We start from the raw sequence: 14,049 nt of genomic DNA, 5'->3' as shown, positions 1-14,049 counted from the left end.
ATGTTAACAGGAAAACAGAAAAGATTTTTACGCGGAGAAGCTCATCACTTAGACCCGATTTTTCAGATTGGGAAAGGTGGGGTCAATGAGAATCTGATCGGGCAGCTCAATGAAGTGCTCGAGAAGAGAGAGCTGATCAAAGTCAGCATCCTTCAGAACAATGAGGATGATAAAGAGGAACTGGCAGAAGAAGTTGCACGCCGTGTCTATGGAGACCTTGTACAGCTGATTGGTTCGACCATCATTCTTTATAAGCCATCCAAAAACCACAAGAAGATTGATCTGCCCCGATGATCATGCTGTACGGGGGAACTTTCGATCCTCTGCATATCGGTCATATGATTGTCGCGAACGAAGTGAATGCTGCTTTCTCACCGGATCGATTTATCTTTATGCCGGCCGCTCAGAGTCCGCTCAAATCGCGTCAAGCTGTGGCAACTGATAAGCAGCGAATCCAGATGGTACGGATGGGCATAGCTGAACTTGGTTTCGGTGAGGTCTCAACGTATGAGCTTGAGAGAAAAGGCAACAGCTTCACTTACGATACGGTCAGATATTTATCCTCACAGGATTCGGATATCTATGTCATCATTGGAACGGATCAATATGATCAGCTCAGCAACTGGTACCGGATAGATGAGCTGCGTGAAATGTGTCAGTTCGTCGTAGTGAATCGTGAGGTTGAATACAATCAGGTTGATTCAGAGATCATTAATTTCCACATCCCACGGATTGATGTCAGCTCGACAGAAATCAGAACAAGGCTTGCTGATCATCAGACGGTCAAGTTCTGGCTGAATAGAGAGATTGAAATCTATGTCCGAAAGGAAAATATATATGAAAAAGAAAAAAGCGAATAAACTTGCTGAAGAAAAGCTGCCCAAAAAACGCTATGAACACTCTGTCAGAGTTGCTGAGACTGCGGTCGGTATGGCTGAGCAATTCGGCGGTGATAAAGAGAAAGTGGAACTTGCAGGCCTGCTGCATGACTATGCAAAATATGATGAATTATCCAAGCTGTACCAGCTGGTGACAAAGTATGAACTGGATAATGAGCTGCTGGCTTATAATTCAGAGATTCTGCACGGTCCGGTCGGCGCCTGTATGATGAAATATGAGTTCGGTGTAGAGGACGAGGAGATTTTCCTTGCGATTCACAACCATACAACGGGCCGCGCACAGATGACGCTGACAGAGAAGATTGTCTTTGTCGCAGATTACATTGAGCCAGGTCGCAATCAGCCGGGCGTCGATGATATCAGAAAGCTGATATACACGGATGAAGATCTGGATAAAGCAATATACGAGATTTCAAAAAGAACTGTGCTGTATTTAGTCGAGAAGGATAGCATCATCTATCCGAAGACAATTGACTGTCTGAACTACTATAACCTCGAAAAATAAACGATAAGGATGGATTGAATGGATTCAAAACAATTACTGGAACTCGCCTTTAAAGCATGTGACGACAAAAAAGCGGAGGAAATCATCGGGATCGATGTCAAAGAAATCAGCGGCATCACTGATTACTATGTCATCTGCCATGCGAACTCAGACAGACAGGTGCAGGCCATTGCACGTGAAGTGAAGGACCAGGCAGAGAAAAACGGTATTGATGTCGGCAAGCTGGAAGGCTTCAATGAAGCGCAGTGGGTACTTGTTGACCTTGATGACGTTGTGGTACATGTCTTTCACAAGGAAGAACGCGGCTATTATAACCTGGAACGTCTGTACAGAGATGCAGAGTTCATCACATACGAATAATGGTCTACGAGGCGTTTGCACTTCTGTATGATGAACTGACCTATGATCAGCCTTATGACCAGTGGCTGAAGCTGACAGCGCCTTATCTAGATGCAGCGAATTCGGTGCTTGACTTAGGCTGCGGTACTGGCTCATTCACGACTTTATTGCCGCGTCATCTGGAACGGGTCGGTGTCGATCTGAGTGCGGATATGCTGACAGTGGCAGCGGCGAAGGACGCCTCCATTCAGTGGCTCGTGCAGAACATCACTGAACTCCAGCTTGATAAGACGTTCGACGTCATCACCTGCTACTGTGATAGTCTGAACTACATCACTGAAGAAGATGATCTTGATTCATTGTTTGCACGTGTCGCTGAACATCTCAGTGATGACGGCGTCTTTCTTTTTGATGTACATTCTCTCTGGAAGATGGATTATCTTTTTGCAGGACAGACCTACTGTGATGAGACTGACCGTATAACTTATCTCTGGCAGACAGAACCCGGAGAAGCGCCGCACAGCGTATACCACGATATGAGTTTCTTCGTCCTGGAACATGACGGCCGCTACAGCCGCTATGACGAGTCGCATTACCAGCGGACCTATTCTGTCAGCTTTTATGAGAATCTGCTCAGTCGTCATCATTTAACGGTTGACCGTGTCTTTGCAGATTTTGATATCAATCAGACTGAAGTAGAAGAATCTGAAAGAATCTTTTATGTTGTCCGTAAATTTCATAAAAGTTAATTTTTATTGTGACAGTAAAAATCAAAAAGCAGCATCTCTCCGATTATATAAGGGAGGTGCTTTTTTGTGGAAAAAATGAAGGAACTGTTTGCAGAACATAAGATGAAAATAGGGGTGCTGGTCGTTATACTGCTTGCCGGATTATTCGTGTACCAGTCCTCGCTGAAGCCGCCGGTTGAACCGCTCGAAACACTCGCCCAAGAGGAAAAAAGTATAGAGACAACGACTGAGATGCCCGGCAAAAAAGAGATGATGATTGATATTAAAGGCGCCGTAAAATATGCAGGTGTATATGCTGCAGACGATACTAAAAGGGTGGTTGATATGCTTGAACTGGCACAGCCCCTGAAGAATGCTGATACGGAGGCGGTGAATCTGTCGCTGCAGCTGTCAGATCAGATGGTTATCTACGTGCCTTATAAAGGTGAAGTAAAGGAAGAGAAATACATGATGTATAGTCAGACAGCAGGTGGCAACAGCAGTTCAGACAGCAAAATCATCAATATCAATACAGCAACAGAATCAGAGCTGCAGGAGATACCGGGCATCGGGCCGAAGAAGGCAGCTGATATACTGCTGTACCGGGAGCAGCATAACGGTTTTAAGTCCAAGGAAGAGATGAAAGAGATCAAAGGAATCGGTGATAAAACATATGTGACGCTGGAACCCTTCATTGAATTGTAATTGCATTGCAGACTGTGGTTCACTTACAATGTAACTATTGGAGGGATCGCGTATGGAAAGAATTAAATGGCAGGATTATTTTATGGCTCAAAGTCAGCTGCTGGCACTCCGCTCAACTTGTAACCGTCTCAGTGTCGGCGCAACAATAGTAAAGGATAATCGAATTATCGCAGGGGGCTATAACGGCTCGGTTGCAGGAGAGGCGCATTGTACGGATGTCGGATGCTATATTGAAGAAGGGCACTGCATCAGAACCGTACATGCAGAGATGAATGCGCTCTTGCAGTGTGCAAAGCTCGGTGTATCAGCGGCAGGTGCGGAGATTTATGTGACGCATTTTCCCTGTATCCACTGCACGAAGTCTATTATTCAGGCAGGTATCAGCAAGGTTTCTTATGCGGTAGATTATAAGAATCACCCCTATGCAGTTGAACTGCTGCAGAAAGCCGGCATACAGGTCGAAAAGATTCCTTTTGACGCCAGCAGAATGGCTGACTACTTTAAAATGCTCGATTAAGAGGGAGGATACATGTGGTTTAATATCGCAGTCGCTGCCTTAACCGGCATATTGTTCTGGCAGTCGCCCTTTAGCGCATGTATTCTTCTTATAGTGATTACTTTTCACTGTGTTAGAAAGCGGAAGACGGGCTTTCTGCCGTTACTGATATTGACGGGAGTTTTTTTTCTGATTTATTCTTACGAAGCGCCGGCAGAACCATTTGACTGGACCGATGCAGCGAGAGGCGCTGTATCAGGTCAGCTGCTATTTACTGATGATCTGTCGGTGGACGGCGACCTGATGAACGGTACTTTAACAGTTTACGGTCAGCCTGTTCATTTCAGTTATTATTTGAAGTCTGAAGAGGAGCAGAAGAGACTGCTCAGCGATATGCCTTATTACCAGAGTTGTACGGGTCGTCTTGAGCTGAAACAGCCGCTGCCTAATACAAATGGCCTTAAATTTGATTACGCAGCTTACCTGAAGAGACAGGGAATCCATTATATGGCTGAAATAAAGGCTATCGACTTCACGGCATGCAGGTCCGGGAATATCAATCTGCTGGAAGAGCTCAAGCTTTATAGAGTTCAGCTCGCCGACAGAATGATGGACACTGAAAGGTTTAATATACGCTATGTGGTGGCTCTGACATTAGGAGATACCCGCTATTTAACATCGTCTGAGCTGGAGCAGCTGAAGGCACTCGGCATCTATCACCTCTATGCGATCAGCGGCTCCCATGTGGCGCTGATCAGCGTGCAGCTCTTCTTTCTGCTGAAGCGGCTCTATGTGCCTGTCCACTGGTGTACCGGCGTCATGCTGCTCCTGATTCCGCTCTATACCGTCCTTACCGGTTTATCACCTTCAGTGGTCAGATCCTCACTCTTTATACTGATATACATGGTGATGAAGAAGTATGGCTTTACTTTACTGGACAGTCTCTCTCTTTCTTTTCTTCTCTTTCTTCTGGTTGACGTCTCTGTGCTCAGCGATATCGGATTTCAGTTATCCTACTTTATCTCCTTTACTCTTGTTGTCACCAGTGACCTTTTACAGGATAAACGTCCGCTCACATTGCTCATCATTACCAGTCTGATTTCCCAGCTTGCAAGTCTCCCTGTCCTTATCATGAATTTCAATAGTTTTCAGGTCATCGGCTTCCTGACTAATCTGGTGTTTATTCCATTTTTCACTTTTCTGATGTTCCCGCTCTGTACTATTATCTTATTATGGAGCATGCTCTTTCACACTATTCCTCTTTTCTTTGACAGTCTGCTCCATGCCGCCTTTTTCATTAATGATATAATGATCAGTCTCTTCAAGTTGATCAGGCTACCTGACATCATAGTGGCCGATCAGCTGGCTGAAGGCTACGTGCTGCTGATTGCCGTTGTCTATGCTTCCTTTCTTATGCTAAAAAAGTCTCTCCTTCATTTTTACACCGCTATTGCTGTCACTCTGCTGCTGGTGACAGGATTAACTATTTTACAGCCCCGTGCTGAGGGGGTGACGTTTATAGACGTCGGGCAGGGTGACAGTTCACTTGTAGAAAGTCAAGGACAAGTCATGGTCACTGATACAGGCGGGAAGGCCGATATACCGAAAGAGAAGTGGCGGGAACGAAGAAAAGGGAGTGATGCCATCAGCTTCAATGTTCTTGCTCTGCTGCATGAGAAAGGCTACAGCCGAATTGACTTTCTTCTTCTGACTCATCCGGACGCAGATCATTTCGGCGAGGCAGTCCATCTGATGGAACGTATGCATGTCGACAATCTCATACTGAACACTGCAGCACCGGGTCACGAAAAATATCAGTCACTGCTTGTACTTGCGCACAAAAAAGGGACTCAGGTAATCGATGCGAGAACGGTTGAGCATTTCAAAGTCGGACATGCGGACGTCAAGTTAATGAATACTGAAGGCACGTTCAGTGATGAGAATGACAGCAGTATTGTCTCAAGGGTGACGCTGGGCAGACGTTATTTACTGATGGGGGATCTGCCGATCGGTAAAGAGGAGCTGTTAAAGGAAAAGCTGTGTGAAGAACCAGCAGATATTCTGAAAGTAGGGCATCATGGCAGTCACACCAGTACGTCTGACGCTCTACTGGACTGTCTGAAGCCGAAGTATGCTGTTATCTCAGCGGGCAGGAATAACCGGTTCGGTCATCCACATGTTGAAGTGGTAGAAAGGCTGGCCACAAGCCATATCCAGGTCTTTAACACACAGGTGGAGGGCAGGATAGAATTCAGCGATGAGATCAGGACAGCAAAAAGACCATAAAAAAAGACCGGACCTTATGTCCAGTCTGATTATCTAGCTAATAATTCAAAGATTTGGGCGATGATATAAATAGTCGTAAAAGCGCCAAAACCAACTAATAAAGCATTAATAGAATCTCCGACGTCATTGTTCTTGGATTGCACATCATGTTCGAAATGATTCATTTCATCAACCTCCAGTTATTTTTAAGTATATGATATTTCTATAAAAAAAGCTATAATGAAATTAAGATTTATCAAGGGAGTTCTTAATTTGAATGCTATTATAATCAATCACGGCATAGTGCCGGAACTGGTATCTGAGAAAACAGCAGAAATCGTCAATGGCCTGCTGGCGGAGAGAGATGCGTTTAATTTCTCCCGGTATGATCTGATGGAAACACCTGTTCAGTTCATTATTGAGGATGCACTGACGATTCCTTTTTTAAGTGAATATAAAGTGATTGTCGTTAAAAACAGTTATCTCTTTACAGGAGAAAAGCCGCGGATTGCTGTTGAACATCATCTTGATCAGCTGGCTGAATTTGTAGAGCAGTACACGGGACCGAATATTGTTATTTTTGAAGTTAATCATGAAAAACTGGATGAGCGCAAAAAAATCGTCAAAAATATGAAGAGGCTGCATCAGGTCAATAAAATAGATGCAATGGACGAAATCGCCCTGAAGAAATGGGTGAAGCAGCAGCTGAATGATCAGTTCAAGGATATTAAGCAGGATGCACTGGATGAGCTGATTCAGCTGACAGGGGCAGATTATAAGCTGGTCTCTAATGAGCTGAATAAGTTGCTGCTTTTCATCGGTGACGATGCAGTGATTGTGAAATCTCATGTGGAGAGGGTTGTCTCGCGCAGTCTTGAGCAGAATGTCTTCTTGCTGACGGATTATATTACGACAGATCGTAAAAAAGAGGCCGTGACGCTGCTGAAAGACCTGATCAATATGAAGGAGGAGCCAATCAGACTGCTCGCGCTTATCAGCGGTCAGTATCGACTCTTCTATCAGACGAAGATACTCAGCCAGAAAGGATTCAGTGAAGCACAGATAGCGAAACAGCTGAAGATCCATCCATATCGGGTGAAGCTTGCGCTCAGAAAAGCCTCAAAGATGAATCTGAGTGAAATACTGAAGGTCATCAACATGTGTGCTGAGACGGACTATCAGCTGAAATCCTCTTATATGGATAAAGTGCTGATTCTGGAACTTTTCATTTTGAGCATATAAAAAAGCCCGCAGCAGCGGGCTTTCAAATTAGTTAGAACGCATAACTTGAGATTTTAAACGGTCAGCTTTGTTTGAGTGGATTAAGTTGCTTTTCGCAGCTTTATCGATCTTTTTAACAGCTGAGTTTACTAATTCCTGTTTATTATCAGCGTTGTTTTCAACAGCAGATTTCGCGTTTTTGATTGCTGTACGCATATCATTCTTTTGAGAGATATTAGCATCTTGAGCTTTTTGACTAGTCGTCACGCGTTTGATAGCAGATTTGATGTTTGGCATGATGTCACCTCCTAAAAATATTACACTGTGTGTTTTCATTGCAACAAGAAATATTTTATCAAAATACAGGACGCATTGCAATCGTTAATTTAAAACTGATTGAAGTACGCATCTTTACTTGATATAATCAATAGTATTGAATAAGAAAGAAAGTTGGTTCTGTTAATGAACAATGAAGAACGTTTATCAAGACAGCAAAAAATAAGAAATTTCTCTATCATCGCTCATATAGACCACGGGAAGTCGACACTTGCCGACCGTATCCTGGAAAATACAAAGTCAGTCGCTTCACGCGAAATGAAATCGCAGCTTCTCGATTCTATGGATCTGGAGCGTGAACGTGGAATTACGATCAAATTAAATGCGGTGCAGTTAAACTATACAGCGAACGATGGTGAGACCTATATCTTCCATTTAATCGATACACCGGGACATGTCGATTTCACATATGAAGTATCCCGTAGTCTCGCGGCATGCGAAGGAGCTATTCTTGTGGTTGATGCTGCCCAGGGGATTGAAGCGCAGACGCTGGCAAACGTCTATCTGGCACTTGATAACGACCTTGAACTGATTCCGGTGATCAATAAGATCGATCTGCCGGCAGCAGAACCTGAGCGAGTCAAACAGGAGATTGAGGATGTCATCGGACTTGATGCGTCTGATGCAGTTCTTGCCTCTGCAAAAGCGAATATCGGCATCGATCAGATCCTGGAGCAGATTGTAGAGCTTGTACCACCGCCGACAGGTGATCCGGAAGCACCCCTTAAGGCGCTGATCTTTGACAGTGCGTTCGATGCCTACCGCGGCGTTATATCATCTATCAGAGTGATCGACGGCACGGTGAAAGCCGGTGATAAGATTCGGATGATGGCGACCGGTAAGGAATTCGAAGTCGTTGAAGTCGGAATTAATACACCGAAGCAGCTGCCAGTAGCTGAACTGACGGTAGGGGACGTCGGCTATATCACTGCCTCAATCAAGAATGTCGGTGATTCACGTGTCGGTGATACGATTACACTCGCTAATAATCCGGCAGCAGAACCGCTGCAGGGTTACAAGAAAATGAATCCGATGGTCTTCTGTGGTATCTATCCGATTGATACAAGTAAGTATAACGATTTGCGCGAAGCACTTGAAAAGCTGCAGCTGAATGATGCATCACTTGAGTTTGAGGCAGAGACGTCTCAGGCACTTGGCTTCGGTTTCCGTGTCGGTTTCCTCGGGCTGCTGCATATGGAGATCATTCAGGAACGCATCGAGCGTGAATTCGGCATTGAACTGATTGCAACGGCTCCGTCTGTTATCTACAAATGTGTGATGACGGATGGCAGCGAGGTAATTGTTGACAATCCGTCCAAGATGCCGGATCCTCAGAAAATCGATCAGATCTTTGAACCTTATGTTAAAGCGAGCATCATGGTGCCGAACGATTACGTCGGCGCTGTAATGGAGCTCTGTCAGAAGAAAAGGGGTAACTTCCAGACGATGGATTATCTGGATGACATCCGTGTCAATATCATCTATGAATTACCACTGTCGGAAATCGTCTTTGACTTCTTCGATCAGCTGAAATCAAACACAAAAGGTTATGCATCATTCGACTATGAACTGATCGGCTATCAGGAAAGTCGTCTCGTGAAGATGGATATCCTGCTGAACGGCGAAACGGTCGATGCCCTCAGCTTTATCGTTCACCGTGACTTCGCTTATGACCGCGGCAAAGTGATCGTTGAGAAACTGAAGACACTTATACCGCGTCAGCAGTTCGAAGTGCCGATTCAGGCAGCGATCGGACAGAAGATTGTGGCGCGAACGAACATCAAATCTATCGGTAAAAATGTGCTGGCGAAATGTTACGGTGGTGACATCAGCCGTAAACGTAAACTGCTTGAGAAACAGAAAGCAGGTAAGGCGAAGATGAAAGCGGTCGGCTCAGTCGAGATACCGCAGGAAGCCTTCCTTGCTGTCCTTAAAATGGATGAAGATTAAAAGTGGCGTAAGCCGCTTTTTTTCATGAAAGGAGTTAAAATGACGAGTCTCTATATACACATTCCGTTCTGTAACCGCATCTGCACATACTGTGACTTCAATAAGTTTCTGATCAAGAATCAGCCGGTTGATACGTATATCGACTGCCTGATTAAGGAGCTGTCAACTATCCCTACCGATATAGACACATTATTTATCGGGGGCGGGACACCGACTGCCTTGAATGACCAGCAGCTGGAACGACTGCTGAAGTTTATCGCTCAGCAGTTCAAGATTCAGCAGGAATTTTCAATGGAAGCGAATCCTGATGAACTGACTGCGGCGAAAATCATGATTATGAAAAAATACGGCGTGAACCGTCTGAGTCTCGGTGTCCAGACATTTGATAATGACCTTTTGAAGCTGCTGGGACGGACACACGAAGAAGAGGATATCAGACGAGCTGTCGACACAGCTAAAGCACTGGATATTGAGTCTGTCAGCATCGATCTGATGTATCATCTGCCTACTCAGTCGCTTGAGCAGGTCAAGCTGGACCTTGAAAAAGCGCTGGCTCTCGATATTGACCATATCTCAAGCTATTCTCTGATACTGGAGCCGAAGACGCAGTTCTATAACCAGTACCGAAAAGGCATGCTGCAGCTACCGGATGAAACGCTGGCGGCAGAGATGTATGACTATACAATCAGAAGACTTGCGATATCCGCCTTCCAGCAGTATGAGATCTCGAACTTTGCAAAACCAGGACATGAATCCGAACACAATAAGGTCTACTGGCAGAACAGGGAATACTACGGCGCGGGTGCAGGAAGCCATGGCTACGTGAACGGTGAAAGATACTATAATATTGCACCCGTCCCTCACTATATAAAGGCGGTGCAGCTGGGGAATGCTGTTAAAGAAACGCATAAGGTGACGCGCGAAGAGTCCATGGAGGAGTTCATGTTTCTTGGACTAAGAATGAATGAGGGCATCTCCAGGTGGGACTTTCTGCAGCGTTATGGAACACGGATTGAGAAGATATTCGGTGATGTTCTGACAAAACTTGAAGCGTCCGAGCTGATTGTGGTTACTGAGGATAGAATTTATATGACAGCTGCCGGCCGTATGATCGGCAATGATGTCTTTGAAGAATTTCTGCTATCTATTTAGATGGCGGAAATTTTTTTATCTTGAGGGTTTTACATTGACATACTTTGACCAATTTGATAAATTATTATTAGCACTTCGGATAGAAGAGTGCTAAAGAGGTGAAATATGCTCACGAATAGACAAAAGACTTTATTGAATACATTGGTTGAAGATTTTGTTGAAAGTGGCGTGCCTGTAGGTTCTAAGACGTTGATGAACAAGCATCAGCTGTCAATCAGTTCAGCTACTATCCGTGCTGAACTCAAAAAACTTGAAGAACAGGGATTCATCGAGAAAACGCATATTTCTTCCGGTCGTGTGCCTTCTATTGAAGGTTACAGACATTACATCAGAATGCTGCAGCATGAACATCAGGCAACAGCAGTCAGTCAGGCAGACTCTGATGTACTTGCTGATAAAGTAGCGCAGGATATGCATTACTTCTCAGTGGTCACAGGGTATTATACTGCGCGAACGCTGGAAGCGATCCATATAGCCGCAGTGGGACACGCCCTGCTCATTGTACTTATTTACAATGATGGTGATGTGGATCATGATCAGCTGGAGTGGAAAGAAACACTCACGATGGAAGAAATCAAACAGCTGAATGATTATTTAAATGCAGAATTGCATCAACCGGACTCTATACAAGCGCCATTTAATTCACGACTTGTATCGTTTGTCGAGAACTATGTCAAGATGCGTCTTGCTAAGCCGGCGCCGGTGATACATCGCGCTGGGCAGGAATTTCTGTTTGACACTGTTACTCATCATGAACTCAATCATTTCAAAGATCTACTGGTCTTTATCGAATCGGATGCATTTATCTGCAAGCTTATTAGTATGAATGACAATTTGATTAATGTTAAGATAGGACAGGAAATCGATGATAAACTGTCGAATGTCTCGCTGGTGACAAAACCAGTACAGACTGAGACGTTTGATGGCCGGGTCGCTGTAATGGGACCATTGATGATGAGCTATCGTAAAGTTTTCGAAGGACTAAGTGCACTCTAAGGAGGATATTTGAATGACAGAAGAAAAAAATGTCCAGGAAGACACGCTTCCTGATGAAGAAGTAACTGCTGAAGCACCAATGGACACAGAACCCATTGATGTAGATGGAGATGGTCTTGAAGCGAAAGTTGCAGAGCTTGAAGAAGCGCTATCAGTTAGTGAAGAGAAATACTTAAGACTGTACGCGGAGTTTGAGAACTACAAGAAACGGACTCGTACAGAACTGGAAACTGAAAAGACCTATCGCTCTCAAGCTGTCCTTCGTGATGTCATTCCGACACTTGATAACATTGAACGTGCTTTAGGTCAGGAAAGTGCAGACCAGACTTTGATCAAAGGTGTTCAGATGGTCTATGATAATCTGGTCAGCGCCCTGAAAGAACATGGCCTGGAGCACATTGAAGCTCAGGATCAGCCTTTTGACCCGAATTTCCATCAGGCAGTGATGCAGGAAAAAGATGAGTCAAAAGATTCAGGTGTTGTGCTTGATGAGCTGCAAAAAGGTTATAAATTGAAAGAACGCGTACTGCGACCAGCAATGGTTAAAGTGAACGAATAATAAAACTGGAGGAATTCATAATGAGTAAAGTAATTGGTATTGACTTAGGAACTACAAATTCATGTGTGGCTGTACTTGAAGGCGGCGAACCGAAAGTAATCGCTAACCCAGAAGGAAACCGTACAACACCATCAGTTGTGGCATTTAAAAACGGTGAGACTCAGATTGGTGAAGTAGCGAAACGTCAGGCCATCACAAATCCAAATACAATCATCTCAATCAAACGTGAGATGGGTACTGATCACAAAGTAGACGTTGACGGTAAACAGTATTCACCACAGGAAATCTCAGCTATGATTCTTCAGAACTTAAAAGCAACAGCTGAGGCATACCTCGGTGAATCAGTGACTAAAGCGGTTATCACAGTTCCTGCATACTTCAACGATGCTGAACGTCAGGCGACAAAAGACGCGGGTAAAATTGCGGGACTTGAAGTGGAACGTATTATCAACGAACCGACAGCAGCTGCGCTTGCTTATGGATTAGATAAAACAGATAAAGACCAGAAAATCCTGGTATTTGACTTAGGTGGCGGTACTTTTGATGTGTCCATCCTTGAACTCGGTGATGGTGTATTTGAAGTATTATCAACTGCTGGTGACAACCGTCTCGGTGGGGATGATTTTGACCAGGTGATCATCGATTACCTAGTAGAAGAATTCAAAAAAGAAAACGGCATGGACTTATCAAAAGATAAAATGGCAATGCAACGTCTGAAAGACGCAGCTGAAAAAGCGAAAAAAGACTTATCAGGTGTATCTTCAACGCAGATTTCATTACCATTCATTTCAGCAGGAGAAGCGGGTCCTCTTCACTTAGAGGTGACATTATCTCGTGCTAAATTCGAAGACTTGTCACGTAACTTAGTAGAAAAAACAATGGGACCTACTCGTCAGGCATTAAAAGATGCCTCATTATCAGCATCTGATATTGATGAAGTTATTCTTGTCGGTGGTTCTACACGTATTCCTGCAGTACAGGAAGCAATCAAGAAAGAACTAAATAAAGAACCGAACAAAGGTGTTAACCCGGATGAAGTTGTAGCGATGGGTGCAGCTATCCAAGGTGGCGTCATCACTGGTGACGTAAAAGATATCGTCTTACTTGACGTGACGCCATTATCACTAGGTATTGAAACAATGGGCGGTGTATCAACGGTTCTTATCGAACGTAATACTACAATCCCGACATCAAAATCACAAGTATTCTCTACAGCAGCTGATAACCAGCCGGCAGTAGACGTACACGTTCTGCAGGGTGAACGTCAGATGGCAGCGGATAACAAAACGCTTGGACGCTTCCAGTTAACTGATATACCACCAGCACCTCGCGGCGTGCCACAGATCCAGGTTACATTTGATATCGATAAAAATGGTATCGTCAACGTAACTGCTAAAGATTTAGGAACACAAAAAGAACAGAAAATCACAATCCAGTCAACTTCAGCTTTATCAGATGAAGAAATCGACCGCATGGTGAAAGATGCTGAAGCGAACGCAGAAGCGGATAAAAAACGCCGTGAAGAGATCGATACGCGTAATGAAGCTGATCAAATGGTCTTCACAGTTGAAAAGACATTAAAAGACCTTGAAGGTAAAGTGGATGACGCTGAAAAAGAAAAAGCGGAAGCAGCTAAAGAAGAACTGAAAAAAGCGCTTGAAGGTAACGATATCGAGGAGATCAGAACTAAAAAAGATGCGTTAAATGAAATCGTTCAGGCTTTATCGATGAAACTTTATGAGCAGATGGCTCAAGAGCAACAGGCTCAGGGTGAAGCAGCACCGGAAGATGATGTGGTCGACGCTGACTTCACTGAAGTTAAGGATGACGATAAAAAATAATGAGTAAAACCAAAAGTCAAAGTCAACTTATTGACTTTGGCTTTTCTTTACGTAAGG

General features: G+C 44.3%; 16 protein-coding genes. 14 read left to right on the top strand and 2 right to left on the bottom strand.

The features are described from left to right. From yhbY to ERX40_RS04270, 8 genes are all read left to right on the top strand, one after another. Positions 1-294, top strand: a complete 294-nt coding sequence (gene yhbY, locus ERX40_RS04305; protein ID WP_133417262.1) for a ribosome assembly RNA-binding protein YhbY — start codon at positions 1-3, stop codon at positions 292-294. Beyond that, on the top strand, positions 291-860 hold the full coding sequence (gene nadD, locus ERX40_RS04300; RefSeq protein ID WP_133417261.1) for a nicotinate-nucleotide adenylyltransferase: 570 nt from the start codon (positions 291-293) through the stop codon (positions 858-860). Before yhbY ends, nadD begins: the two co-directional genes overlap by 4 nt. Next, positions 838-1,404, top strand: coding sequence for a bis(5'-nucleosyl)-tetraphosphatase (symmetrical) YqeK (gene yqeK / locus ERX40_RS04295; protein ID WP_133417260.1), 567 nt, complete (start codon positions 838-840; stop codon positions 1,402-1,404). The genes nadD and yqeK overlap by 23 nt, the downstream gene beginning before the upstream one ends. An 18-nt stretch (positions 1,405-1,422) precedes the next feature. Beyond that, the gene (rsfS, locus tag ERX40_RS04290) at positions 1,423-1,764 is read left to right on the top strand and encodes a ribosome silencing factor (RefSeq protein ID WP_133417259.1); all 342 of its coding nucleotides are present in this window, start codon (positions 1,423-1,425) and stop codon (positions 1,762-1,764) included. Next, entirely contained in the window at positions 1,764-2,492 is a 729-nt protein-coding gene (locus ERX40_RS04285) for a class I SAM-dependent methyltransferase (RefSeq protein ID WP_133417258.1), read from the top strand. The genes rsfS and ERX40_RS04285 overlap by 1 nt, the downstream gene beginning before the upstream one ends. 75 nt (positions 2,493-2,567) lie before the next feature. Then, positions 2,568-3,176 carry a helix-hairpin-helix domain-containing protein gene (locus ERX40_RS04280; protein WP_243712952.1) on the top strand — a complete coding sequence of 203 codons (609 nt, stop codon included), beginning with the start codon at positions 2,568-2,570 and terminating at the stop codon, positions 3,174-3,176. A 52-nt stretch (positions 3,177-3,228) separates the two neighbouring features. Continuing rightward, positions 3,229-3,693: a ComE operon protein 2 gene (locus ERX40_RS04275; protein WP_133417256.1), complete on the top strand. Its 465-nt coding sequence runs from the start codon at positions 3,229-3,231 to the stop codon at positions 3,691-3,693. A gap of 12 nt (positions 3,694-3,705) precedes the next feature. Further along, the gene (locus tag ERX40_RS04270) at positions 3,706-5,958 is read left to right on the top strand and encodes a DNA internalization-related competence protein ComEC/Rec2 (RefSeq protein ID WP_133417255.1); all 2,253 of its coding nucleotides are present in this window, start codon (positions 3,706-3,708) and stop codon (positions 5,956-5,958) included. 29 nt (positions 5,959-5,987) lie between these two features. Here the strand turns inward: ERX40_RS04270 and ERX40_RS04265 are convergent, their stop codons facing one another. Then, positions 5,988-6,122: a YqzM family protein gene (locus tag ERX40_RS04265; protein ID WP_133417254.1), complete on the bottom strand. Its 135-nt coding sequence runs from the start codon at positions 6,120-6,122 to the stop codon at positions 5,988-5,990. Positions 6,123-6,210: 88 nt separating this feature from the next. Here ERX40_RS04265 and holA point away from each other — a divergent pair, with 88 nt between their 5' ends. Continuing rightward, positions 6,211-7,179, top strand: coding sequence for a DNA polymerase III subunit delta (holA, locus tag ERX40_RS04260; RefSeq protein ID WP_424960716.1), 969 nt, complete (start codon positions 6,211-6,213; stop codon positions 7,177-7,179). A 27-nt stretch (positions 7,180-7,206) separates the two neighbouring features. On the opposite strand, the gene rpsT is transcribed toward holA, so the two are convergent. Then, a complete protein-coding gene (rpsT, locus tag ERX40_RS04255; RefSeq protein WP_133417252.1) occupies positions 7,207-7,455 on the bottom strand; it encodes a 30S ribosomal protein S20 in 249 nt (82 codons plus the stop codon). A gap of 165 nt (positions 7,456-7,620) precedes the next feature. Here rpsT and lepA point away from each other — a divergent pair, with 165 nt between their 5' ends. From lepA to dnaK, 5 genes are all read left to right on the top strand, one after another. Then, entirely contained in the window at positions 7,621-9,444 is a 1,824-nt protein-coding gene (lepA, locus tag ERX40_RS04250; protein WP_133417251.1) for a translation elongation factor 4, read from the top strand. A gap of 39 nt (positions 9,445-9,483) precedes the next feature. After that, positions 9,484-10,596: a radical SAM family heme chaperone HemW gene (hemW, locus tag ERX40_RS04245; protein WP_133417250.1), complete on the top strand. Its 1,113-nt coding sequence runs from the start codon at positions 9,484-9,486 to the stop codon at positions 10,594-10,596. A 105-nt stretch (positions 10,597-10,701) separates the two neighbouring features. Further along, entirely contained in the window at positions 10,702-11,592 is an 891-nt protein-coding gene (locus ERX40_RS04240) for a LexA family protein (protein WP_133417249.1), read from the top strand. 13 nt (positions 11,593-11,605) lie between these two features. Continuing rightward, positions 11,606-12,151: a nucleotide exchange factor GrpE gene (gene grpE, locus ERX40_RS04235; protein ID WP_133417248.1), complete on the top strand. Its 546-nt coding sequence runs from the start codon at positions 11,606-11,608 to the stop codon at positions 12,149-12,151. Positions 12,152-12,171: 20 nt separating this feature from the next. Continuing rightward, complete coding sequence (gene dnaK, locus ERX40_RS04230) at positions 12,172-13,992, top strand: molecular chaperone DnaK (protein WP_133417247.1); 1,821 nt, start codon at positions 12,172-12,174, stop codon at positions 13,990-13,992. Positions 13,993-14,049 lie beyond the last annotated feature (57 nt).

Source organism: Macrococcus carouselicus (assembly GCF_004359515.1).
Classification (GTDB): domain Bacteria; phylum Bacillota; class Bacilli; order Staphylococcales; family Staphylococcaceae; genus Macrococcus; species Macrococcus carouselicus.
This window is presented reverse-complemented; position numbering and strand designations above follow the sequence as displayed.

Coding starts and splice junctions, on each gene's coding strand:
- hemW (WP_133417250.1), top strand. CDS start 9,484: ATGACGAGTCTCTATATACACATTCCGTTCTGTAACCGCATCTGCACA.
- lepA (WP_133417251.1), top strand. CDS start 7,621: ATGAACAATGAAGAACGTTTATCAAGACAGCAAAAAATAAGAAATTTC.
- rsfS (WP_133417259.1), top strand. CDS start 1,423: ATGGATTCAAAACAATTACTGGAACTCGCCTTTAAAGCATGTGACGAC.
- ERX40_RS04275 (WP_133417256.1), top strand. CDS start 3,229: ATGGAAAGAATTAAATGGCAGGATTATTTTATGGCTCAAAGTCAGCTG.
- ERX40_RS04280 (WP_243712952.1), top strand. CDS start 2,568: ATGAAGGAACTGTTTGCAGAACATAAGATGAAAATAGGGGTGCTGGTC.
- yqeK (WP_133417260.1), top strand. CDS start 838: ATGAAAAAGAAAAAAGCGAATAAACTTGCTGAAGAAAAGCTGCCCAAA.
- ERX40_RS04265 (WP_133417254.1), bottom strand. CDS start 6,122: ATGAATCATTTCGAACATGATGTGCAATCCAAGAACAATGACGTCGGA.
- rpsT (WP_133417252.1), bottom strand. CDS start 7,455: ATGCCAAACATCAAATCTGCTATCAAACGCGTGACGACTAGTCAAAAA.
- ERX40_RS04285 (WP_133417258.1), top strand. CDS start 1,764: ATGGTCTACGAGGCGTTTGCACTTCTGTATGATGAACTGACCTATGAT.
- grpE (WP_133417248.1), top strand. CDS start 11,606: ATGACAGAAGAAAAAAATGTCCAGGAAGACACGCTTCCTGATGAAGAA.
- nadD (WP_133417261.1), top strand. CDS start 291: ATGATCATGCTGTACGGGGGAACTTTCGATCCTCTGCATATCGGTCAT.
- ERX40_RS04240 (WP_133417249.1), top strand. CDS start 10,702: ATGCTCACGAATAGACAAAAGACTTTATTGAATACATTGGTTGAAGAT.
- ERX40_RS04270 (WP_133417255.1), top strand. CDS start 3,706: ATGTGGTTTAATATCGCAGTCGCTGCCTTAACCGGCATATTGTTCTGG.
- yhbY (WP_133417262.1), top strand. CDS start 1: ATGTTAACAGGAAAACAGAAAAGATTTTTACGCGGAGAAGCTCATCAC.
- dnaK (WP_133417247.1), top strand. CDS start 12,172: ATGAGTAAAGTAATTGGTATTGACTTAGGAACTACAAATTCATGTGTG.